Annotated in this window: 13 protein-coding genes and 2 pseudogenes; 3 read left to right on the forward strand and 12 right to left on the reverse strand. The window is 38.6% G+C overall.

What is annotated here, in order from left to right; all coding sequences use genetic code 11:
- The first annotated feature begins 7 nt into the window (after nucleotides 1–7).
- Nucleotides 8–925, forward strand: a complete 918-nt coding sequence (locus A8M50_RS04980; RefSeq protein WP_005645043.1) for a LysR family transcriptional regulator — start codon at nucleotides 8–10, stop codon at nucleotides 923–925.
- A gap of 60 nt (nucleotides 926–985) precedes the next feature.
- On the opposite strand, the gene pntB is transcribed toward A8M50_RS04980, so the two are convergent.
- Both pntB and pntA read right to left on the reverse strand, forming a co-directional pair.
- Nucleotides 986–2,410, reverse strand: a complete 1,425-nt coding sequence (gene pntB, locus A8M50_RS04985; protein WP_005644689.1) for a Re/Si-specific NAD(P)(+) transhydrogenase subunit beta — start codon at nucleotides 2,408–2,410, stop codon at nucleotides 986–988.
- Between the two features lie 10 nt (nucleotides 2,411–2,420).
- Nucleotides 2,421–3,959 (reverse strand): Re/Si-specific NAD(P)(+) transhydrogenase subunit alpha, encoded by a 1,539-nt coding sequence (gene pntA, locus A8M50_RS04990; RefSeq protein WP_005631652.1) that lies wholly within the window; start codon nucleotides 3,957–3,959, stop codon nucleotides 2,421–2,423.
- Between the two features lie 381 nt (nucleotides 3,960–4,340).
- Between pntA and purT (A8M50_RS04995) the strand changes: the two are divergent.
- Nucleotides 4,341–4,466 (forward strand): annotated as a pseudogene (gene purT, locus A8M50_RS04995) (phosphoribosylglycinamide formyltransferase 2); the annotation flags it as partial.
- A gap of 400 nt (nucleotides 4,467–4,866) precedes the next feature.
- On the opposite strand, the gene A8M50_RS05005 reads toward purT (A8M50_RS04995), so the two are convergent.
- The 3 genes from A8M50_RS05005 to A8M50_RS05015 form a co-directional block, all read right to left on the reverse strand.
- The gene (locus tag A8M50_RS05005) at nucleotides 4,867–5,223 is read right to left on the reverse strand and encodes a hypothetical protein (protein WP_032826490.1); all 357 of its coding nucleotides are present in this window, start codon (nucleotides 5,221–5,223) and stop codon (nucleotides 4,867–4,869) included.
- A 74-nt stretch (nucleotides 5,224–5,297) separates the two neighbouring features.
- Nucleotides 5,298–5,654 (reverse strand): hypothetical protein, encoded by a 357-nt coding sequence (locus A8M50_RS05010; RefSeq protein WP_075564410.1) that lies wholly within the window; start codon nucleotides 5,652–5,654, stop codon nucleotides 5,298–5,300.
- 12 nt (nucleotides 5,655–5,666) lie between these two features.
- The gene (locus tag A8M50_RS05015; protein WP_005644260.1) at nucleotides 5,667–5,888 is read right to left on the reverse strand and encodes a hypothetical protein; all 222 of its coding nucleotides are present in this window, start codon (nucleotides 5,886–5,888) and stop codon (nucleotides 5,667–5,669) included.
- A gap of 141 nt (nucleotides 5,889–6,029) precedes the next feature.
- Here A8M50_RS05015 and purT (A8M50_RS05020) point away from each other — a divergent pair.
- Nucleotides 6,030–6,170: pseudogene (gene purT / locus A8M50_RS05020) on the forward strand (phosphoribosylglycinamide formyltransferase 2); the annotation flags it as partial.
- Between the two features lie 131 nt (nucleotides 6,171–6,301).
- Here the strand turns inward: purT (A8M50_RS05020) and A8M50_RS05025 are convergent.
- From A8M50_RS05025 to glgX, 7 genes are all read right to left on the reverse strand, one after another.
- Complete coding sequence (locus A8M50_RS05025; RefSeq protein ID WP_070775825.1) at nucleotides 6,302–6,661, reverse strand: hypothetical protein; 360 nt, start codon at nucleotides 6,659–6,661, stop codon at nucleotides 6,302–6,304.
- Between the two features lies 1 nt (nucleotide 6,662).
- Nucleotides 6,663–14,936 (reverse strand): two-partner secretion domain-containing protein, encoded by an 8,274-nt coding sequence (locus A8M50_RS05030; RefSeq protein WP_005645515.1) that lies wholly within the window; start codon nucleotides 14,934–14,936, stop codon nucleotides 6,663–6,665.
- A gap of 69 nt (nucleotides 14,937–15,005) precedes the next feature.
- The gene (locus tag A8M50_RS05035) at nucleotides 15,006–16,781 is read right to left on the reverse strand and encodes a ShlB/FhaC/HecB family hemolysin secretion/activation protein (RefSeq protein WP_005645433.1); all 1,776 of its coding nucleotides are present in this window, start codon (nucleotides 16,779–16,781) and stop codon (nucleotides 15,006–15,008) included.
- A gap of 181 nt (nucleotides 16,782–16,962) precedes the next feature.
- On the reverse strand, nucleotides 16,963–19,428 hold the full coding sequence (locus tag A8M50_RS05040) for a glycogen/starch/alpha-glucan phosphorylase (protein ID WP_032826526.1): 2,466 nt from the start codon (nucleotides 19,426–19,428) through the stop codon (nucleotides 16,963–16,965).
- Between the two features lie 240 nt (nucleotides 19,429–19,668).
- Nucleotides 19,669–21,099 (reverse strand): glycogen synthase GlgA, encoded by a 1,431-nt coding sequence (glgA, locus tag A8M50_RS05045; RefSeq protein ID WP_005645404.1) that lies wholly within the window; start codon nucleotides 21,097–21,099, stop codon nucleotides 19,669–19,671.
- A 106-nt stretch (nucleotides 21,100–21,205) separates the two neighbouring features.
- The gene (gene glgC, locus A8M50_RS05050) at nucleotides 21,206–22,507 is read right to left on the reverse strand and encodes a glucose-1-phosphate adenylyltransferase (RefSeq protein WP_005645431.1); all 1,302 of its coding nucleotides are present in this window, start codon (nucleotides 22,505–22,507) and stop codon (nucleotides 21,206–21,208) included.
- A 22-nt stretch (nucleotides 22,508–22,529) separates the two neighbouring features.
- Nucleotides 22,530–24,506 (reverse strand): glycogen debranching protein GlgX, encoded by a 1,977-nt coding sequence (gene glgX / locus A8M50_RS05055; protein WP_005645460.1) that lies wholly within the window; start codon nucleotides 24,504–24,506, stop codon nucleotides 22,530–22,532.
- Nucleotides 24,507–24,508 lie beyond the last annotated feature (2 nt).

A 24,508-nucleotide genomic window follows, 5' to 3' on the forward strand; every position in this document is an offset into this window, starting at 1 on the left:
TCTATAAATGGATAAACTCAACGCGATTTCTATTTTCTGCAAAGTCATTGAAACCCAAAGTTTTACATTGGCTGCAAAGCAACAAAATATTTCTGTGGCAATGGCAAGCAAATTAGTTTCACAGTTAGAAGAACATTTAAAAACACGATTGTTACAACGTACCACCAGAAAAATTATGCCTACTGAGGCGGGGATGATGTATTACCAACGCTGCCAAGGAATTTTGCTTGATTTAGATGAAGCTGATTCTAGCATCACCCACCTTACCAGCTCATTACAAGGAAATTTACTTATTTCTGTTCCTCGTGATTTCGGTTTGCTGTTCATTGTACCGAATTTACCGCTATTTATTGCCGCGCATCCCAATCTACATGTTGAAATTGAGTTTAATGATAAAAAAATTGACCTTGTGGCAGAAGGCTATGATCTTGCATTACGTATCGGCCATATGGCGGACAGTTCTCTTGTATCACGCAAAATCAGCACAAATACGCTACACTTTGTGGCATCACCAAGCTATCTTGAAGCGAATGGTATTCCACAAACGCCTGATGATTTAGAACAGCACAATGGCTTACTTTATAAAAATGTAATGAATCAAGTGAATTGGGTTGGCTCACGCATAAATCAAACACAACGTTTCAAAATCCAATCCAAAGTGGTAAGCAATAGCGGTTTAGCCTTATTAGAAATGGCAAAAGCAGGGCTAGGAATTGTGAATTTACCTAGATTTATTGTTGGTGAATCTCTCGAAAAAGGGGAACTCATCGAAGTGTTGCCAGAATATAAACAACAAAAATTAGAAATTCATGTGGTATATCCGAACAGAAGACATTTACCAATAAAAGTGCGGGCATTTATTGAATTTTTATCTGGCTTAGGCTTGTGTTCAGAAATTTTGGAAAATCCTGAAGATAGTCACTAAACACTATAAAAAAATACCGCACTTAGGCAACCCCAAGTGCGGTTATTTTTATGCGTGTTTTTATAATGCTTTTAAGATATCTTCAACACGATCTTTTGCATCACCAAAGAGCATTTGCGTATTCTCTTTGAAGAATAATGGGTTTTGTACGCCAGCGTAACCCACTGCCATTGAACGTTTGAACACAATCACATTTTGTGCTTTCCATACTTCCAACACAGGCATTCCCGCGATTGGACTATTTGGATCTTCCATCGCAGCTGGGTTTACCGTATCGTTCGCACCGATAACCAATACCACATCGGTATCAGCGAAATCGTCGTTGATTTCATCCATTTCAAGTACGACATCGTAAGGCACTTTTGCTTCAGCTAAAAGCACGTTCATGTGGCCAGGTAAACGTCCTGCAACAGGGTGAATACCAAAACGAACGTTAACACCACGTTCACGCAATTTTGCTGTAATATCAGCGACTGGATATTGTGCTTGTGCAACAGCCATACCATATCCCGGCGTGATAATTACAGAACTTGCATTTTTCAACAATTCAGCCACTTCTTCCGCTGTAGTTTCACGGTGTTCGCCTTGTTCTTCGCTTGAAGAAACTTGAACATCGTTACCAAAGCCACCCGCAATTACACTCACAAATGAACGGTTCATTGCTTTACACATAATGTAAGAAAGGATTGCACCAGAAGAACCAACAAGCGCACCTGTTACGATGAGCAAGTCATTATTCAACATAAAACCCGCTGCCGCCGCTGCCCAACCAGAATATGAGTTAAGCATTGATACCACAACTGGCATATCTGCTCCACCGATTGATGCCACTAAGTGCCATCCAAATGCAAGAGCAATCGCTGTCATTAATAACACAGGGAAAATGCTTTCTGGATTATTTAAGAATGCAACCATCAATAATGCAGATACCACAAGTGCGGCTAAATTTAATTTATGGCGATGCGGTAACATTAATGCTTTTGAATTAATTTTTCCGCTTAATTTACCAAATGCAACAACCGAACCAGTAAAAGTTACGGCACCGATAAAGATACCTAAAAATACTTCGACGTTATGAATATTTGTTAATACTGTTTGCTCTGCTGCAAATGCGGCTTGTGCTGCTGCATCTAATCCTTCTGGCATTAACGCCTCATGGTGTAAACCATAGCTATTAAAGCCTACGAGTACAGCCGCTAAACCGACGAAACTGTGAAGAATCGCCACAAGTTCTGGCATTTCAGTCATTTCTACTTTTAATGCACGTTGAACACCGATTGCACCACCGATGATCATTGCAATAATGATCCAAAATGTTCCTTCAGAATGAGGTCCAAAAATGGTTGCGATAAGGGCAATAGTCATACCAACAATACCGAACCAACAACCCGCTTTAGCAGTTTCATGTTTAGAAAGTCCTGCCAAGCTCATAATGAAAAGTAATGCTGCTAAAATATACGCAGCCTGTACTAAACCTTCAGACATTGTGCGCTCCTTAACCTTTTCTAAACATTGCTAACATACGTTGTGTGACACGGAAACCACCAAAAATATTGATGCTTGCCACCAAAATCGCCACAAAAGCTAAGGCATCGATAAATAGATTGCCTGTTGGCTGACGAATTTGTAATAACGCACCTACAATAATAATGCCTGAAATTGCATTTGTTACTGCCATTAATGGTGTGTGAAGTGCATGGCTAACATTCCAAACCACGTAATAACCCACCACACAAGCTAAAACAAATACAGTGAAATGTGATAAAAATGCAGCTGGCGCTACAGAAGCTAACCAAAGGAATAACACACCTACACCTGCCATCACACCGTATTTCACACGAGGATCTGTTGGTTTAGATTCTTTTTTCTCTGCCACTGGTGCAGCTTTGGTTTCTTGTTTTGGTTGTGCAGACACTTGAATTTGTGCTGGTGGAATTTCTTCCCCATCACGAACAACGGTTACACCACGAAGAACCACATCTTCAAAATCAATATTGATATTGCCATCTTTCTCTTTGCACAAAAGTTTTAATAAATTGACTAAGTTTGTGCCGTAAAGTTGGGAAGATTGCGTTGGTAAGCGGCTTGGGAAATCCGTATAACCAATCACTTTCACTTGGTTTTCAGTTGTAACAACTTTCCCTGCTTGCGTATATTCACAGTTACCGCCAGTTGCAGCCGCTAAATCCACAATCACCGAACCAGGTTTCATTGAATCCACCATTTCTTTGGTGATTAAACGAGGCGCTGGTTTACCCGGAATGGCTGCCGTAGTAATAATAATATCGACTTCTTTAGCTTGTTCTGCGTAAAGCTCCATCGCACGACGGTTAAATTCTTCCGACATCACTTTCGCATAACCATCACCACTGCCACCTTCTTCTTTAAAATCAATTTCTAAGAAGCTTGCCCCCATACTTTGAACTTGCTCTTTCACTTCAGGACGAGAGTCAAAAGCACGAACAATCGCCCCAAGGCTATTTGCCGCACCAATTGCTGCTAAACCAGCCACACCAGCACCAATCACCAACACTTTTGCTGGTGGAACTTTACCTGCAGCAGTAATTTGCCCGGTAAAGAAGCTTCCGAATTCATGCGCAGCTTCAATGACAGCACGATAACCAGAAATATTCGCCATAGAAGAAAGTGCATCCAATGCTTGCGCACGAGAAATACGAGGCACCGCATCCATTGCTAACACATTAATTTTCTTCGCGGTGAGTTTTTTCATTAACTCAGGATTTTGCATACGCCAAATAAAGCTCACAAGCGTTGCCCCTTCCTTCATTTGAGCAATTTCTTCATCTGTCGGTGCATTTACTTTGAAGATAATATCCGATTGCCAAATTTCAGCCGACGTACCGATCTTCGCGCCCGCCTCTAAAAATGCTTGATCTTCAAAACTAGCTTTAAAACCTGCATCGTGTTCCACGATCACGTCAAAGCCCAATTTCAATATTTGCTGAACCGTTTTCGGCGTTGCCGCCACACGGCTCTCATTCTCAAGCAGCTCTCTAGGTACACCAATTAACATACTGTTTCCCTCTGATTGATGATTGGGTTGATGAGATTAATGAACAAACCTTCGCCTATTCATCGTTAAAATGACAAAAAGTCAAACGGATACAACTGTATCATTGATCGAATGAAAATAGGTAACGTTTTTAAGTGGTTTTACAAGATATTGTGATAGGGATCACGAAAAATCTCACATAAAAAACACCTAAAAAATTTAACCGCACTCCAGCGGAATAGTTACCCAACACTTCTTCATTAAAACGACTCTAATTTAACACTTTGACTTAGTACAAGCTATGTTGTGATATCTGTTTTCATCGCAGCAATCTCTATTCTTGTACCGTTTTGCCTGTACGTTTTAATTTCTCCGCGTCATCTTTAATTATGATATTTTGTTGTGTACGGCAAAGGCGAAGTCAATGGCCATCGCCGTTTAGGTGTGTTACTCACTCGTGATATTTCCGTAGAAAAAGCATTAAAAAAAGTAGAACGAGCTTACGTGAAGTTGGATGTAAAATTATAAGATTTACTTAACATAAGTATCATTAAAAATACAAAAAGTGCGGTCAGTTTTTGAGAGGTTTTAAAACTCTTTGAAAGTTGACCGTACTTTACACCTAGATACTTTAAATTTTCTTAATCAAAAATTAAAAATATAGCTAATTATTAAACAATTAAGATCGTAAAGTTTAATTGTTTTAAACAACATAATTTTATAAAGTAAACTTATAAAGAATAATCATTATTTATTTTTCATATTTTTACTCAAGTAAAAACAGAATAGAAGCAAAACTAATATTAATGGAAACCATTTTAATGTCACTAATAAACTAACCTTACTAAAATCAAACTTAAACTTGTATAAAGCTAATGCATACATAAATAAAATTGATATCAATGACATTTTCAAAACAAGAAAAAAATCATTTCTCATGTTTATTTGCCTCCTTCAATTGTTCATAATATTTTTCAAAAGAATTTGTCATTGCCTCTTTTATAAGAGGAAAGCCCGTATAATGTCCAAATTTATTTTCAAGCCCTGAGCTTAGGATATTGCTTCCTGTTGTTTTAACAATATCATAGTTCCCACTATCTTTAGCCCAATCAACAGTCGCTCCGATCCCAATAACAGGAAGTATTGGCATACCTGTAGTTGCTCCAGCTGAAAAGAATGAATATCCAACCTCTTTAGTAGATTTCAATAAGTTATCTCTTGTTAACGACTTCCCATTAGCATAATCATTTGCCTCGAAACCTGCTTTAATACCTCCAGCTACCACGGCATTAGATAAAGCTACTTCGAGAGGTTTTAAAACTCTTTGAATATTGACCGCCTTTTAAGCACCTTTGTTAATTACTGCCAAGGCTTAGCATCAGGTTTGCTATGTTTTTTTCGCCATTGGATACATATTGGACTATCCCACATTAGCCTTTCTTCACAAACTGGACCACCTTCAAGATACCAACCTTTTTTCTCTAAGCAAAGATTCACTTCTGGATTAATACTTTCTCCTGTTACATAATCCATACCGCAATTCTTCATATCTTTTTCTTTTCTATCAACATATTTAGTTAAAACATTAGGATCTGATTCAGGGAATAATGCATCCGCATTATGCAAACGCCAATGATAATGTTGTGGTGCCGGCTTAAATCCTCCAAAAGAACAGCTAAATAATGTTAGCGAAAATAGTATTAATAAAAATCTCATTTTTTCTCCTCCTTAATTCATGTTATTTAACTCAAAAATAGTCGTTTCATTACCCATTTTAAGATCTGTTTTTTTTCTATATCCATCATCCACACATTGTGGCTGTCCTAATCCATGACAATTATGAACGGAAGAGACCTCATTACGAAACATATCCACTTTAAGTTTAAGCCAGCTATTATTATTGTTATTTTCTGTCGTGGTTGCAGGGTTGCCTCCCAATAAAATCGGCATACTACCTACTGGGTCACTAGCATGATTCTCAATCCGAATTGAACCATCTGAAGTCGTTCTTTCTTTACCTGTTTCCCATTCTTTAGTGTGCTAGATTGGCTATCGGAATCTTTACTATACACCAACGCTGGCTTTAGGTTTAATAGTAATATCCGCATTTTCGGCAAAGGCGAAGTCAATGGTCATCGCCGTTTAAGTGTATTACTTGCCCGTGATATTTCCGTAGAAAAAGCATTGGAAAAAGTAGAACGAGCTTACGCGAAGTTGGATGTGAAATTATAAGGTTTGCTTACCATAAGTATCGTTGAAAATACAAAGTGCGGTCAGTTTTTGAGAGATTTTAAAACTCTTTAAAATTGACTGCACTTTGTATCGAGTTAAATTGTACTCTGCTTAAAATACTTCTGCATTATTTATCCCCAAGGCTTAGCATCAGGTTTGCTATGTTTTTTTCGCCATTGGATACATATTGGACTATCCCACATTAGCCTTTCTTCACAAACTGGACCACCTTCAAGATACCAACCTTTTTTCTCTAAACAAAGATTCTCTTCTGGATTAACACTTTCACCTGTCACAAAATCCATACCACAATCCGACATGTCTTTTTTTCTTCTTTCAAGAAAATTAATACGTCCTTGAGGATCTGAGTTAGGAAATAAAGCCCTAGAATTATGCAAACGCCAATGATCATGTGGTGGTGGTGGTTGAAATCCTCCAAAAGAACAAGCATTGATTGTTAGCAAACCAAATATAAAAAATAGAATCTTCATATCATTCTCCTTTTGATTTATTTAAATTAAAAATGGTTTGCTCATTTCCCATTTTTAGATCTACCTTCGTTCGATATCCATCAGTAACGCATTGTTTTTGCCCTAGTCCATAGCAATTATGTACTGATGAATTGTCACCAAATATATCACTAATACGTTCAACCCAACCTTTATTGAGATTATTTTCAGATGTTGTTGCAGAATTTCCTCCCAATAAAATCGGCATACTACCTACTGGGTCACTAGCATGATTCTCAATCCGAATTGAACCATCAGAAGTTGTTCTTTCTTTACCCGTTTGCAATTGACTTAAATAACCATCCGCTCTTGTTACATCTGCTGCAGGACCAACCATTTTAATTGTAGTACCTGAAAGTAGCTTTTTAGCTCGGTTATCTTCTGTATTTAGCGCTTTTAATGCATTACTTAATGTTAATGTGCCACGACTATGGGAACCTAGGTATAAATCATCTTTACCATACTGCTTCATGATATTCATCGCTTGTAAACTTGAATTATCCATACCTAATAGATTTCCAAAAGAAGTTTCAAACATTTTCTCATAACCTGCCACTAAGAGCTCTGACAAACCATTCTTCGCTTTAGGATGGTGAACAAAATAAACATCTTTATATATTCTTTTATTAATATCACCTGTTTTTTCATTACTGCCCGCAATATAGTTTTGTACCGCAAATTTTGCTGCTGCATTATGATCATTAAAGATGCCATTAAATGCAACGACATATTTACTCTCTGTTTTCCCGGTTTTTGGATCAGTATAAGTAACTTTTTGTAATTGATTACGCTCTTGATCTGATAATTCATGCAATACATAAATATTACGCCCTTTTTCTATCTGATTTTGTAAATATACATCTCTACTGATACCTTGAGCATCAGCTTCTTCATCTATTTTCTTCAGAATTTCTAGATCCTCTATAGGTTTTCCTTTTTCATCCACTTTATGGGTAAACATCCGATGCTCTGCGATAAACATTGTTCGATAAGCTTCATCCGTAGCACCACCAACATTCTTCGTAAAACTCTGAATTGTTGCAACATCCTGTTCAACTTCTTTTTGCATTTTCGCATGATCTGCTTTTTCAAGTTTATTTGCGTCTTGCTCTGTTGATTTCTTGATAGTCTCAATATTCTGTTTGCCCTGTATACTCGCAATATTAAAGTTACCATCACTAATCACAGCATTAGTTATACTCTGATTATTTTCACTTTGACTGCTATTGCTCGCTAAATTAGCTAGACCAATTTTTGCTGCAGCGTATAAATCTGTACTATGAACATCATTTGTGCCTAAACCAAATTTTACTGGCAATTGATTTGCTTTATTTGGATTCGCCTGTTCAAAGGTTTCGCCCTTTCTATCCTCACCACGATAAGTTTTATTTAAAGCTTTATCCTCATCAGAAGTTTGATCACGATCTACAGAGAAACCTCCCATCAATCCCATCGCAGATGATTTCGCATTAGAATAATTTTGAATATTCGAATATTCGAAATCTTGTGCTGTCATTTGATTTTTCTCTTTTGGTGCACTTGAAATGATAGCGCCACCAATAGAAGAAACTTTATTTTTTACATTGATATCATAGCCATCATTACCTGCAAAAATTCCTGCCTGTTCATTTACACTCGCATAGTCTGTATTAACTTTCGACTTATTGAAACTACCACCCGCAGCAAAACCGTAGCCTACTGTCACACTAGCACTTGCATTCATTTGCTTACCGCGATAGCTAGATTTATCTTGCAAGCTTTCAATTTTCAGATTTTCTGCATCTAATTCGACACCTTTACCTTTAACTTGACTGCCCGCAAGGGTTACATCTCCGCCTGCTTTAACCACAGTTTTACTTTGGCTATCACCTACATGGCTAGCAACATAAGTAGTTTCATCACCATTGCCGTAGCCTTTCCCGTAATTACCCCCTACAGTAACCCCGGCAGCCTCACCATTACTCACTTTAATGGCTACCCCTGCATTAAAACCACTTGATTTATTGGTACTACGTTCTTGGTGGTTTTGTTCTGTGGCTTTGATATTGACTTGGTTATCTGCAATCAATGTTGTGCCTTGTTTGCCTGAGATATCTGAGCCTTCAATATTAATATTGGAATCCTTTCCTGCACCTGTCGCCATAATATTTACTTTGCCGCCAGCATTAACTTGGGATTTATAGGCTGTTTTTCCTTCAGTATGAGAGTGAGATTCGCTCTTCTGTTGACCATAAGTGATTTGTACACCGATCAAGGAGTCGACATCCCCTTCACCATTCATAAAATCTTTGACATCGGTTACAGCTTTTTTTCCAGATTGGTAGGCACGATAAGCCTCAAAGCCAGCATTAGCTGCCGACATAGTATTCACTCGGTCATGTTTACTATCGCCAACTTGTTTAGTGGATTCGATAGCCCCTTGTACTGCTTGAATAGCAGAAATAACAGGAGAGCTAATAGCAATAGTTAAACCTTTTTGCTCAAATTTTTGTTTGGTATTGGTTTCATATTTGTCATCTGCAGCTTTAATATCGACTTTTTTCGCCAGAATATTCACATCGCCGTCTTTGATTGCACTCACCTTACTCGCAGTTTGAGTATAAGTGTTTTCCGCAATCATCGTAGTATTACCGTTCAAGCTACCTACTTGGCTACCTTTCGCATAAAGCTTAGTCTGATCACTTTCTGTGGTTTGTTTTTGAGAACCAAAGGTTACTCCAATACCACCTCCCAATATGCCTGATTTTTTCTTGCTGTAATAATCATCAGAGTAGACTCGGTTCTCAGCTTCGCGAATATCAATGTTTTTAGCCTTCACCGTCAAACCATTACCAGCTGCTACATTTGAGCCCTGAATAGTGACATTACCTTTGCTTGAATGAAGATAAATCTTATCTGCATCTAAATTTGAGGCTTCCGCAACGTCATAATCGTGTTTATGTCGATAAACTTCTGTCGTTGAGCTTGTTAAACCTCTAGATTTACTTTTTGAACCACTAGAAAGCTGCTCTTTATAACGGGCTTCTTGGATATTAATATTCCCCTCAGACATCACATTCATAGTGCCATTACTGGTTACAGAAACGCCTCGCATTTCAACCGCACTTTTACCCACAGCATCAAGATTTCCAGTGACATTTAACTGACTGCCAACTTCTTGTTTTTGATCAAGCTTGTAATAATTATCAGCGTTAGAGACATAATGTTCTTTGTTTTGGGTTTCAATCGTGTCAAGATTTAATTTATCACCCGCTTGCAATGCCGCATCACCTTTAATATTAAAGTTAGCGCCTTTTACTGTGATATTTTCCGTTGCCATTAAAAGAGCAGTGCCTTTTTGCCCCTTATCAGCTGCATCTTTTCTACCCACATTAATTGAGGCTTGCTGAACAAGGGATTTGCGGTAAAAATTGCCAGTATCCTCGGTTTCACTCGTGCGGCTTTCTATATTAATGTTTTTAGCTTGAGCCACTAAACGCTCTTCTGCATTGAGTTCTCCACCGAGATTATTAAGAGTTTCTTTCGCTTTTAAGTAAAGCTCACGCCCTTGCAATTTTCCGCCTAGGTTTTCTATATTATTTGCCGCCAAATGGGTCAAATTACGCCCCGAAATAACTCCACTGTTTTGAATGTCGCCTTGAATATTGACAATTACATCGTTGGCTGAAATCACTGCGCCTCGACTATCAATATCTGCATTACGGCTCACTACATAAACCTGTGGTGCAAGTACTTCTTTTTTCGAACCATCTTTTAACGTTACTTCACGTTTTACCATCCATACCATATCTGAGGTGAGTTGTTTCATCTGCTCAGCCGTTAATGCCACGCCAGGGATCAAATTAAGTTTCTTCGCATATTGCGCACCATTATCCATCAAGGCTTTATACTGTTCATAATCAGATAAGTAACCTTGAAGGAAACGTCTGCCCGTGAGTTGATTGATTTGCTCATTTACTAAACGCTGTTCATAAAAACCGTCACCCAAACGCTTCAGAATATTTTTCGGATCGCTATGAATCTGTTTAAACATATAATCAGAACTTAGCCATTTAGATTTCTGAATAAAACGTGGATCAGTTTCCACTAGGTATTGACTAGATAGCACTGGGTTAATTTTGTAAAGGCTTGCCTGTGGCAATGAAATATCTGGTAAATGCGTTTTGATATCAAGGTTATCTTTATTTTTCATCACTCCAGACGTGATTGCTTCCAGGTTAACGCGGTGAACATTTAAATCTGTATTTAAAGGTGTTTTCTCCGCTAATGAAATGCCTTGGAAATCTGATTTATCCCCAACAGTTGTGCCAGTAGACTCCACCGGCTCACCTATTTTTAAAAGTTCCAGCCCAAATTTAAACGGTTCGACAGGTAATAGGCGGTCGATTTTTTGTTTATTTCGTCCATACACAGCCCAAACTTTTTTACCTCTCACACCATGATAACGATGTTCTTTTTTAATATCTGTTTTCAAACCGATATCTCGACGATGAATTTCACCATCAACATCAATATTATCAAGTTTTAGTGATCCTTGGCTTACTGTACTGACGGATTCCTTAATCGCTTTATCCGCTAAATATAAGGTGTCACCAATCACAATTCGGGAGTGTTTATTCGTATACTCCCCCCCTTCCAAATGTAAAGACTGCCCAATAAGCAATTTACCTGGATCTTGGTGTTCAATGGTATTTGTATCTGTGGTTCGAATGTAATCTTGTTTCAGCCAATTTTGAGCTGCCACAGCTTTACGTCCATCATTGAAACGAAAATATTGATTGCTATTATGACGACTATTATTAACATGATCTAAATAGCCCTCACCTTTTTCTCCTTCATTACTATAATAAGTCGCACTGCTATCAAACGGGGAATACGTAACAAAATGATTTTTAGTATATTTATGTCCTAACCTTAAATGTAAATCGTGGTTTAGCAGACGATGGGTTTTAATCCAACCACTTCCTAAAGCTTCAATGGTTGCACTACCGTTATCAATACTATTTGCGTAACCAGTTGCTTGATTATTTTCATTTAACTGTCCACCAATATAGATATTACCTAAACTCATAATAAGTGAATGGTTACGGTTTACTAAATTACCGACACCTAAATCAAGTCTCTCACGAGCAGCAATTGTCGCCGCTGTTCCGTCAGCATTCTCAAGGTTATTTAAATTGTTTGCTTGAATTGCAAGGTGTCCTCCATAAATACGTGCCGTACCAATGTTATTTACATCATTGGCTTTAATCACTGTGGTATCGCCATCAATTAAGCCAAAGTTATTTAGCTTATTAGTTTGAATACGTGTATTTATTGAAGAAATTTCTGCATTAGCACTATTTTGAATAGTAGATCCTTCAACTGATGCTGAATTACCTACCACAAGGTTGGAGTTATTAACAAAATCACCTTTTGTTTTAAAAGTAAGATTATTACCTACACCAAAGGCTTTATTTAGGGTAAAGCTATCATTTAACTCAATACCCAAATCTCCTTTTGTACTAATTGACCCCTCATCAACTAATGTTTTAGCTTGCAATGTCGTTCCAATCACTGATTCAATTGTCCCTAGTGCATTATTTACAACTAAGGTCAAATCTGGATTTACAATATCAACTCGACCAGTTGATAAAATCTCACCTTTTTGATTATCAAGAGATTGATTAACTGTAATATTTGCTGATTTTCCTGCATAAATACCACCAGATTGGTTTTCAATATGCTCTGCATCCATTACTAAATTAGCTGTTTGAATACCTTGAGTAGGAGTATCTTGCTTAGCTTTTGTATTTTTATTATTTACATTTGTAACATTTAACACTAAACGATTTGTTGCACTAACCAAAGAGCCTTTATCACCTTCAGCTTGGTTATCAAGTGCGGTCAAATTTAATGTTGAATTCACACTTTGAACAATGCCACCTTTGTTATTTAAATTTGTACCAGATAATGTTAAATCCTGAGATGAAATGACACCTTGTGCATTATTTATTGCAGCTGAAGAAATCGCTGCTGTTTTCGCTGAAATATCACCTTGTGTATTATTTAAATTTTGGGTTTGAATCGTTAAATCAGACTCTCCCTGAATCACTCCTTTAAGGTTATTTAAATCATTTGCAAGCAATATCGCACGAGAAACCGATGAAATAATGCCATCTTGGTTGTGTAAATTTTCTGTTTTTAATGATAGTTCACCTTGGCTATAAACAATACCATGTTGATTATTAAATTGATTAACTGATAAATCTGCGCGATTTCCGGCAATCAGTTTTCCATCTTCATTATTAACTTGCTGCGCAGTCAATAAAACTTGACCACCTAACATTTCACCTTTCTGGTTATTTAATGTTGAGGTACTAATATCAAGACTATTTTTTCCAAATAAATAACCAGATTGAGACTCTATATGTCCTGCATTTGTGTTAAGTTTCACACCTTGATTTGACCAAATCACACCTTGATTATTTTGGATTAACGGACTTTGAATAGAGATCAAACCTTCAGCAGCAATCTTCCCTTCAGTATTATCTAACCCTTTTTTCAAATTCAATGAAAAGGCCTCTTTACCACGCTGAACCCAGCTACTCTTCTTATTATTAAGTTGTGCGGTATCTATCGAAAAATGCCCTGCATTTAGGTTAGTATTCTCCGCTAGAATAGCGTCTGGACTGATTAATGTGGTATTCTCCTCACTGTATAATGTTGCTTGCTTCAAATTTAAAGGTGAGTAAGTAGATTGGAAAGCAATACTATCAGCTGTTGATTGACTTTCAGATAAATCAAGGGTACCTGCTTTAGCATTAATTTGACCACTCGCTAGATGCTGAGCTTTAGATGAAACAAAATTTTCAGCTGAGAGTGTAATACTAGCACCTTGGGCACTTTGACTATCTAATGAACGAGTCTCACCTTGTGTAGTTTCTTGAGCAGTTACACCTGCGGCAATTAATGCACCTTTACTAGCCTCAATATTCTTCGCTTGGTAAGCAACATTACCCTTCACTACAGTTTCACCTGTTTGAGTGAGATTATCCTTAGCTTGAACTGAGATCCCACCCTGACGCGAAACAATCGAACCATGTTGTGCCACATTAGCTTGAGAGCGTAATGAAACATTACCTTGCTTAGTTTCAATTTTACCTGTATTTTCAATGGATTTTTTGGCGTTAATATCGGCTTGTTGCGTTGAGCTGATAGTGCCAGTATTGATAACTTTTCCTTGGCTATCAATCTTCACATCACCTGCAGCAGCACCAATATGCCCCGCATTACGTACACCGAGACCTTGACCGTTATCCACTAAATGGATTTTCTCAGCATACATCCCACCCAATTGGCTCACATCCACACTGTAGCTTTGGTTTTCACTTTGCGTATTAGGAGTGCGGTCAGTGTTGTCGGTGTTTTTATCACCTATGTACACAACCGAATCATTAGTGTGATCAACGTTGTTTTTACCTGTGGTAACTTTAATGCCTTTCTTCGACCAAACCCCACCTTTGATTTCCGCTTTCTCAGCGATAATATCGGTGTAATCAGATTGGCTGTTATCCATCCCTTTTTGGCCAACAGTCACCTTACCGCCTTTTACGCGATAGCCTTTTAACTCACTATTTTCTACTTCTGCTTTACCTGTTGTCAGGGTTGTTCTCCCCGCATTAATCACACCACAGCCATCACACTGAATACCACTTGGGTTGGCAATCACCACATCCGCTTTTTTACCCGCCACTTCTACATAACCTTTTAAACGGCTTGGATTAGCGGAATTTACTTCGTTAAGAATAACTTTTGCTTCACCGCGAGCAAGATTCGGGTTACCTTGCACCCAGCCCGCCATTTGCGTTTGGGTCGCTTTACGGGCATTGTTTAGCACAGCGCCTTTTTCTGCCACATCAAATTGTGAATACTGGTTACGTGATACCCCACCTGCACTTGGTGTTTGAATATTCACTTGCGGTAAACCATTCGCTGTTTGAAGCACCGTGGGTTGTTGATTACCTGGTGCAGATTTATCTGCACGAATGGCCATATCTTCTGCATGAACAGAAGGCAAAAAGACAAAGCCTAATGCTAACATTAAGCTAAAATGGATTGGATTAAGGGAAAGTGCGGTTGAAAATAATCCTGTTTTTTCTTGTTCTGAGCTCACATTTTCACTTTGCGCTTTACCTTGAGATTTTGCCAGCTCAGAGACCACCACAAGCTGATTTAATACACGGCTAAAAATCACTTTATAATGACGTTTATTCATTTTTTAATTTCCTTTAAATTTTAAATTCTGTTTGGTTTTAATCAATTTATTCATCTAAAAGCGTGAGCATTAAAAACGGTAGCTCACATTAAATCCGGTTGTCACATGACTGGTTCTAAATCCTTCCGGTTTTTTAATTGGAACACCTACGAAATAATCATAGTTAATGCCCCATAGTTTGCCTCGAAGTCCAATTGCGCCACCCATTAAGCTATTACCAATTTGAAACTCTTCTTGGCTAGAGTGCACTTTACCTCGGTCAATCCCTAAATAAAGCTCATGTCCCTTATTCGCAATATTCCAAGCTAATTCATTTCGCCACAACCAACCTTTTTCACCGGAAAGTGATAGCTCGCCATCAAATCCGCGCACGGTATAACGACCACCAATACTAAATTTATCTTGTTGTGTTAAAGGTGTGCCATTCCATTGTCCATTCCAGCTGGTATTAAAGCGGAAAGGTTGATTGCCGATAGTGAAAGGATAGGTAAAATCAAGGCCTGCAGTAAAAATCTGCATGCGGGAAGTGCCTTCACCAAACTCTTCTTCCGGAGCAGGTAAGGATTTATTCCCACCCGTACCACGTTTATAGTTCGCAAACAGTTGTAATACGGTTTCACCAATGTATTGGGTGTGATTTAAGCCTACTTCCCAACCTGCTGTTCGACGACGTTGCACTTCAATTTCGGTGTCGTTGATGTAGTTATGGGATTTTTTCGTCCATAACGCGGCATTAACATAGGTTTTGTGAAGACTTCCACGAGACAATAAGCGACTTAAATTCGCTTTCATTTGTTTGCTTTCACCCGAATAGGTATAAGACTCAAAGGCGCCCGCTACCGTTTGGTGATAAGAATATTTTGAACCGGAAAGGGTTAAGAGGTAGTTCTTCCAAGGAATAGAATAATAGAGACTGAGGTTTTTACTGCCATAATCGCCTTCCGCATCATCGCTATCACGTTTAAAGCTGCGAGTACCGTTGATATAGAACATATCATTAAGTGTTAGCACGTTATCCCAAGAAAACGTGGCTGAACCTTGTAAACGACCTGTGGACTTACTGCCTGAATCATCTAACCCCAAAGTCAAATGAAAAGGTAAGCTTTGCTTATAAGCAATCACCACATCGGTTTCACCTACTGCATCCGTTGGTACTAGCTCCATATTCGCATCAGAACTCGGTACACGTTTTAAGTTTTCTAAACCTTGTTCAATATTACGAATATTTAATATATCCCCCTGCGCCATTGGCATGGCAAACCATAAGGTACCACGAGTAGCAAATGGAATTGCACTTTGGTCTTGTAATTGAATACGGCCTACTTTACCTGGAATCACGGTGAGTACAAGCATGCCTGAACTTAAATCCTGCGGCTCTACCACCACGCGGGTAGTGACATAACCCAAATCAATTAAACGATTTTGAATACGGCGAAGTAATAAGTTAATACCCTCAGAGCTAATACAAGCAGGTAGCGCAAAATCACGCTCAGCATAAGCAGACTTTAATGCCCAAGAAAATTGGCTTGGTTGGATTAATTTAAGGGAAGAGGCTGATGGATTTTCTTCTTCAACTTGATAATCGGTCAGCACCAATTGATTGATAGGAAAACATTGTGCTTCATTCTGCGGAAAGCTGCGAGAGGCTTCTTTTTCCCCCTCTAAACGCACATTTGCGGATTGTGTTTGCTGGGCTAAAATAGCCGCATCCTGTTCCGCTTGTTGCCTCTGTTGTTTAGCATCGATTTGTTTTTCTACATTTGCATTTGGTGAGCTTGGCGCTGAAAAACCAAAAGGTGAAATAAATAATAAACTAGAAAGAAAAAAGTGTGAGGATTTTTTCATTGTTACCCTAAAGATAAAGTTATTAATAAATTATGGTTGATAAGATATCAAAATCTATTTAAAAAGACCATAAAGTTTACATCGGTAATTTCTGTTATTTTTCATTAGTTTAAATATAAAAAAATCTGCATCAAACTCGTGCTTGATGCAGATAATTTATTTATTGGCTATGAATAGAAAATTAATCACTTAATTGAACAGGCTCAACTTTCCAAATTCTCTCTGCATACTCTTTAATAGTGCGGTCAGATGAGAAGAAGCCCATATTCACGATATTTTGAATGGTGCTTTCAATCCATTTGTCGCGTTGTTTGTATTTTTCATCTACGGCTTTTTGCGTTTCTACATAACTACGGAAATCAGCGAAAGCTTGATAATAATCGTGGTATTGCAAGCCTTGTAATAATTGATGATAACGTTGAGGATCTTCTGGTGAGAATTTACCCTCAATAATTTGATCCACGACTGTGCGTAATTGAGCATCGTTTTGATAGTATTCAAATGATCGATACCCTTCTCGACGAAGTTGCTCAACTTGTTCCACCGTGTTGCCGAAAATAAAGATGTTATCTTCACCCACGTTTTCCAAAATCTCTACGTTCGCACCGTCAAGTGTACCGAGTGTCAATGCGCCATTTAAGGCAAACTTCATATTACTGGTGCCAGAAGCCTCTGTGCCTGCAAGTGAAATTTGCTCTGAAATATCCGCTGCTGGGATGATAAGCTGTGCAAGGCTCACACTGTAATTTGGAATAAACACTACTTTCAAGCGACCTTTCAAACGTTCATCGTTGTTGATTACATTCGCCACATCATTGATTAAGTGAATGGTTTGTTTCGCCGCATAATAAGCTGAAGCCGCTTTACCCGCTAAAATAAATACGCGCGGTTGCCAATCTTGTTCAGGATGAGCAAGCATTTCATTGTAGCGATCAATAATATGCAATACGTTCAACATTTGACGTTTATATTCGTGAATACGTTTTACTTGAACATCAAATAACGCATGTGGATCAAGTTCAACACCTAATTCAGATTTCACGTATTCCGCCAATTTCACTTTGTTCGCAAATTTAATATCCGCAATCGCTTCTTTAAATGCTTTTTCTTGCGTAAATGGTTTAAGTTTTTCGATTTGACTTAAATCACAACGCCATTCTGAACCAATGTATTTATCGAATAAGTCTGCCAATTGTGGATTCGCAACGGCTAACCAACGACGAGGGGTAATACCGTTTGTCACATTGGTAAAGCGTTCTGGGAAAATACGAGCAAAGTCTGCAAAGGTTGAAGTCACCATTAAATCAGAATGGATTTCAGCAACCCCGTTAATTTTGTGTGAACCCACAACAGATAGCCATCCCATACGCACTTTACGTTGATAACCTTCTTCAATCAATGAAACTCGACGAATAAAATCGTTATCCGTGGTGACGTAAGAACGAACATACTCTAAGAAATGATCATTGATTTCAAAAATCATCTGCAAATGACGTGGCAAGATTTTTGCCATCATTTCTACTGGCCAAGTTTCTAATGCTTCTGACATTAAAGTATGGCAGGTGTAAGAGAAAATGTTACGCGTCATCTCCCAAGCTTTTTTCCATTCAAAACCTTCATCATCCACTAAAATACGCATTAACTCAGGAATGGCTAAAGCTGGGTGTGTGTCATTTAAATGAATTGCCACCTTATCCGCCAAGTTTTCAAGGCTATCGTGGGTGCGTTTGTGACGGCGTAAAATATCTTGAAGTGATGCAGATACTAAGAAATACTCTTGACGTAAACGCAATTCACGGCCATTCCAAGTAGAATCATCAGGATAAAGTACGCGTGATAAGTTTTTATTTGCAGAGTGTTCTTCTAATGCGGCTAGGTGTTCACCGCGGTTAAAATCTGCAAGATTAAATACTTCACCTGCATGAGCAGACCATAAACGTAATGTCGCAGCAGAATTATTTTGATAACCTGGAATCATTTGGTCGTAAGCAAGTGCGGTTACTTTTTCGGTATCTTGCCAAATACATTTTTTGCCTTCGAAATGAATGTTTCCACCAAATTCTACGGTAAAGCGTTTAGATGGACGAATGAACTCCCAAGGTGCACCTTTTTCAAGCCATGCATCTGGGCACTCAACTTGCTGACCATTTTCGATTTTTTGGCGGAACATACCATATTCATAACGAATACCGTAGCCCATACCAGGTAAACCAAGGGTCGCAATAGAATCCATAAAACAAGCGGCTAAACGACCTAAACCACCATTACCCAAGCCAGGATCAACTTCTTTTTCTAAAACTTCTTCTAAATCCACATTTAATTCAGATAAGGCTTCTTGTGCTAATCCATAAATACCTTCTGCGATCATGGCATTAGAAAGAGTACGTCCAATTAAGAACTCCATTGAAAGGTAGTAAACACGGCGAGCATCTTCTGCTCGAGTTTGGCGAGCTGTGGTAATCCACCCTTCTGTTACTAAGTCACGCACAGCGTGGAGCGTTGCGTTAAGCCAATCGCGTTGGCTCGCTTCACGCGGAGAGCGACCAATTAAAAAAATAAGCTTATAAACAATTGATTTTTTGATTGCCTCAACAGTCATTTGTGGGCGATTGTATAGGAATGGAGAATCAAAATTATCCATTATCATAAGTAAAACCTCGGTTTGAATGTTAAAAAATTATCTATAATAAAAGAGATGTTGATTTAAAAATTCACGCACATTTCAAAAAATCAATCGAAATAGACCGCTCTTTGTATCCGAGAACCTTTATACCTCTAATAAATTCGTTCGAATTTTATGCTTATTTTGTCGAAAAACAAGCATAATCACAGAGCTTGCAACAATAATCTACAAACAGACTGTTGCCCTTAACGTTTATAAATAAAACTACAAACGTTCATAAAGCGCACGATATTGTTCTGCTGCTTTACGCCAGCTGAAATCTTGTGCCATCGCATTCGCTCGCAATGCTGACCAGACTCTCGGTTTTTGCCAAATATCAAACGCTTGTTGGATACTTCTGCGTAAATCTTCAGCGGTAGCTTGCTCAAACACAAAACCAGTTGCCGTGCGATCTTTAATATTTTCAGGAGTGCTATCCACCACCGTATCGGCTAAACCACCCGTTTTACGAACAAGAGGAAGTGTGCCATATTGCAAACCATAAAGTTGTGTTAAGCCACAAGGCTCAAAACGACTTGGCACTAAAATCACATCACCACCTGCCACTAATAAATGTGACAGTGTTTCATCGTAACCAATTTTGACTGCAACATTTTGTGGATAACGTTCAGCAAGCTCACGAATACCTTGTTCAAAGTGCGGTGCGCCAGAACCTAAAATCATCAACTGACCGCCTTGTTTTACAATTTCATCCGCACTTTCAATCAATAAATCCACGCCTTTTTGCTCGGTTAAGCGGGTTACCATCACAAATGCCAATGCATTTTCATCTTGCGGTAAATTAAAATAAGCCTGCAGTTCAGCTTTATTCTGTTTTTTACCTGCCATATGTTTCAATTTGTAACGATGCTGAATATATTGATCGGCATTTGGATGCCAAATATTTTCATCAACACCATTAAGAATCCCCACTAAACGCCCTTGAGATTTTAAACCAGAAAGTAAGCCTTCTAAGCCATAGGCAAATTCAGGTGTTGTAATCTCTTTGGCATATGTTGGGCTTACTGCTGTGCTCGCATCGGAGTAAAATAAGCCAGCTTTTAAATAGGAAATCTGTCCAAATAACTCTAAACCATCAACATTAAACATGCCTGCTGGCAATCCAATTTCAAATAAATGCTGATAATGGAATTGTCCTTGATACGCTAAATTATGGATTGTAAATACGGATTTTGCTGGGCGGCCTTTATTAAATAAGTAAGCGGCACATAAACCTGCATGCCAATCATGAGCGTGAACCACATCCGCACGCCACCAGCTATCTAAACCAGTAGATAATTCAGCACCAACCCAACCAAGTAAGGCAAAGCGTTTATAGTTATCACCATAATCATTATAGTAACAATCGTGATATGGATTCCCCTCACGCGCATATAAATGTGGCGCATCGATTAAATAAACGCCTACGCCATTATATTCGCTGTAGCGCAACACCACATGTCCCGCAAAATTATCAAATTCAGCCACAACTTGTGTATTAGAAATACCTGCAGAAATAGCTGGATAAGCAGGTAATAAAATACGTGCATCAAGCCCTATTTGATTTTGGGCTTGCGGTAAAGCCCCTAAAACATCGGCTAAACCGCCTGTTTTGAGGAGCGGATAAAATTCTGAGCAAACGTGTAAAACTTTCATTTAATTTTTATTTTCCCTATAAAACATAAATAACGCTCGATCAACTCCCTTCTTTAGAAAAGAGGGGGGTATAAAGTGCGGTCAAAATTTACCGCACTTTTCATCATTAATCTAAATGCTCTTCAGAGACGACTTCTTCCCCTTCTAATTTTTTCAGCATTTTCGGGGTAACTAGAATAACTTTACCAGTTGAACTGATACGGAATCGTTTTTTATCTTCTTCTATATTCACACCAATTTCCATGCCATCCGGAATAATACATTCACGGTCGAGAATACAGTTTTTCAATATACAATTCTTACCGATTTTAACTTGTGGCAATACCACGCAATGATCCACTTTTGAGAAAGCATCAATTTTAACGCGATCGAATAGCACAGAATTACTGATAGACGCATCAGTAATGACACAACCGCCGCCAATTAAAGAATTATCGACTGGATGAACATTTGAATTTTTGTAGAAGAATTTTGACGGATAAGCTTGAATTGGATTACCGCGAATTGGCCAACTTTGATCATAAATATCAAGCTGTGGATTTTCAGATACTAAATCAATATTAGATTGCCAAAAGCTATCTAATGTACCCACATCACGCCAATAAATTTCACCTTCAGTATTACGTCCCATGCAAGAACGGCTGAAAGGATGCGCATAAAGGGTTTCTTCCGCTAAACATTTTGGTAATACATCTTTACCGAAATCGTGGCTAGTTTGTGGTGTATTGACCTCTCTCTCCAACATTTTGTAAAGATAATCTGCATCAAACACATAAATCCCCATTGATGCGAGTGAAACATCAGGTTTACCTACCATTGCTGGCGGATCTTTTGGTTTTTCAACAAAGGCTTTGACTTTTAAATTTTCGTTTACCGCCATGACACCAAATTCATGTGCTTCAGAGCGTGGTACTTCAATACAACCCACCGTACATTTTGCACCGCTGTTCACATGGTCCATCAACATGACGCTATAGTCTTGTTTGTAAATATGGTCACCCGCCAAGATCAAAACATATTTAGGGCGATAGTGATCACGAATAATCGCCATATTTTGATAAACCGCATCCGCCGTACCACGATACCAAGTTGAATCATCAATTTGTTGACGAGCAGGAAGCATATCAACAAACTCCCCTTTTTCTTGTGGTAAGAAAGACCAACCAGTTTGCAAATGACGAAGTAAAGAGTGAGCTGCATATTGAGTCACTACCCCAATTCGGTTTAAACCAGAGTTAATACAGTTAGAAAGTGCAAAGTCAATAATACGGCGATTACCACCAAAATAAAGGGCGGGTTTTGCACGTTTATCCGTAAGTTCATGCAAGCGTGAACCACGTCCACCCGCAAGAATAAGCACCAAAGTATTTTTAACTAAATCATATTTGTTAAGGTCGCCAGCTTTCATAAGGATCTCCATAGTCTTATAGTTATTCGTCACTCAGCATACAAAAGCCCATTGAGCTAAGCTCTGCTTGTTGTGCATCGAGGGTTAAATTATGTGTGCCGATTTGAGGTGTCCATTTTCCATCAGGTAAGCGAAACACCTGCCATTCGGCTTTGGCATTAATCAATAAAAGACAATGCTTATCTAAAACTACTTGTAATGCTTTGGTTTGTTGATTTTGCCAATCGTCAACTGTCATCTGGTTACCGTGAATGTTAAGCCATTGCACATTGTCACCTGACCACCATTGATTCCGATTTAAACTACCAATTTGCTTACGCGCCGCAATCGTTTGCTTGGTAAGTTCAAATAATTCCTTGTTAAAATTTACCCATTTCAACCAAGTAATCTCGTTATCTTGGCAATAGGCATTATTGTTACCATATTGAGTGTTGCCGAACTCATCGCCTGCCAAAAGCATAGGCGTGCCATTCGCAAGCAATAAACTCATTAATAATCCACTTTGTGCAAAAGTGCGGTTATTTTCCACCGCACTTTTTTGCGGTTCAGAAAGGGATTCAGTAGAACCTTCTACCCCATGGTTATAACTGTAATTTTCATTGCGACCATCACGATTTTCTTCGCCATTCGCTTCGTTATGTTTTTCGTTATAACTCACTAAATCTTGCATGACGAAACCATCATGGGCGGTAATAAAATTAAGCGTTGTGTGTGGCAAGCGATCATTTTTCTTAAATAAATCGCTAGAACCTGCAAAGCGTTCAGCAAATGCACCGATTTCGCCACTTTTCCATAACCAAAAACGGCAAAGATCATCACGAAAACGATCATTCCATTCCGCAAAGTAATTTGGGAAATTTCCGACTTGATAGCCGTAATGTCCTATATCCCAAGGCTCTGCAATCAATTTAATATTTTGTAAACTTGGCTTATTTTTTATGTCAGTAAAAAGCTGAGCCTGTGCATTAAAATCTGGTGTATCACGCCCGAGCACGGAGGCTAAATCAAATCGAAAACCATCAACATGACACTGTTCAGCCCAATAACGTAAACAATCTACAACCCATTTTCTCCCAATATCAGAGGATAAATTGAGCATATTGCCGCAGCCTGTCCAATTGATATAACGCCCTTGATCGTTGCGCCAATAGTAAGTTTGATCATCAATACCACGCTGGCAGAATGTTGGGTAAGTTTGCTCTGATTCTGCTGAATGGTTAAACACCACATCTAAAATAACTTCAATACCCGCATTGTGAAATGACTTCACCATCGCTTTAAATTCAGCTAATGGATTATTTGTTGCCGCATATTTAGGTTCCACCGCAAACATGGCTAAGGGATTGTATCCCCAATAATTTTGTAAGCCTCGTACCTGTAAGTGCGGTTCATTTATATGGAAATTTACAGGCAGCAATTCCACTGCTGTCACACCTAGTTCTTTTAAATAAGCTAAATTAGTAGGATGACTTAAGCCCGCATAGGTGCCCCGTAATTCAGCGGGAATCTTGTCGTTAAGTTGGCTAAAACCTTTAACGTGCAATTCATACACAATGGTTTTCGCCCAAGGCGTATTGGGTGCTGTTTCATTTTCCCAATCAAAATCTTCTGAAATAATCACCGCTCTTGGCGCAATATGAGCATTATCCCGATGATCATTCATTAAGAACCAAGAACGACTTTCTTCGGTAATTAAATCATGTTTACCATTCACCGCTTTCGCATAAGGATCGAGCATTAATTTATTTGGATTGGCATATTCACCATGAATGCGGAATCCATATTCTGCCCCAACCTCAACGCCTTCTACAGCTAAATGCCATATATTATTTGTGCGAACCATAGGAAAACGCGTTTCCTTATCGCCATCAAACAGGCAAAGTTCAACACCACTCGCTGCACCAGAGAATAGTGCAAAATTAGTCACCTTCACGCCATTCTCGGTGAATATTGAATAGCCCATTGGCACTGGTTTGCCGTTGTTATAAATCGTAAACATAT

Origin of the sequence: Haemophilus haemolyticus (assembly GCF_001679045.1) — a bacterium.
Taxonomy (GTDB): Bacteria; Pseudomonadota; Gammaproteobacteria; order Enterobacterales; family Pasteurellaceae; genus Haemophilus; species Haemophilus haemolyticus.

What these genes read in the sequence shown, in the direction of transcription:
- A8M50_RS04980 (WP_005645043.1), top strand. Translation starts at nt 8, where the DNA reads ATGGATAAACTCAACGCGATTTCTATTTTCTGCAAAGTCATTGAAACC.
- pntB (WP_005644689.1), bottom strand. Translation starts at nt 2,410, where the DNA reads ATGTCTGAAGGTTTAGTACAGGCTGCGTATATTTTAGCAGCATTACTT.
- pntA (WP_005631652.1), bottom strand. Translation starts at nt 3,959, where the DNA reads ATGTTAATTGGTGTACCTAGAGAGCTGCTTGAGAATGAGAGCCGTGTG.
- A8M50_RS05010 (WP_075564410.1), bottom strand. Translation starts at nt 5,654, where the DNA reads ATGAGATTTTTATTAATACTATTTTCGCTAACATTATTTAGCTGTTCT.
- A8M50_RS05015 (WP_005644260.1), bottom strand. Translation starts at nt 5,888, where the DNA reads ATGCCGATTTTATTGGGAGGCAACCCTGCAACCACGACAGAAAATAAC.
- A8M50_RS05025 (WP_070775825.1), bottom strand. Translation starts at nt 6,661, where the DNA reads ATGAAGATTCTATTTTTTATATTTGGTTTGCTAACAATCAATGCTTGT.
- A8M50_RS05030 (WP_005645515.1), bottom strand. Translation starts at nt 14,936, where the DNA reads ATGAATAAACGTCATTATAAAGTGATTTTTAGCCGTGTATTAAATCAG.
- A8M50_RS05035 (WP_005645433.1), bottom strand. Translation starts at nt 16,781, where the DNA reads ATGAAAAAATCCTCACACTTTTTTCTTTCTAGTTTATTATTTATTTCA.
- A8M50_RS05040 (WP_032826526.1), bottom strand. Translation starts at nt 19,428, where the DNA reads ATGATAATGGATAATTTTGATTCTCCATTCCTATACAATCGCCCACAA.
- glgA (WP_005645404.1), bottom strand. Translation starts at nt 21,099, where the DNA reads ATGAAAGTTTTACACGTTTGCTCAGAATTTTATCCGCTCCTCAAAACA.
- glgC (WP_005645431.1), bottom strand. Translation starts at nt 22,507, where the DNA reads ATGAAAGCTGGCGACCTTAACAAATATGATTTAGTTAAAAATACTTTG.
- glgX (WP_005645460.1), bottom strand. Translation starts at nt 24,506, where the DNA reads ATGTTTACGATTTATAACAACGGCAAACCAGTGCCAATGGGCTATTCA.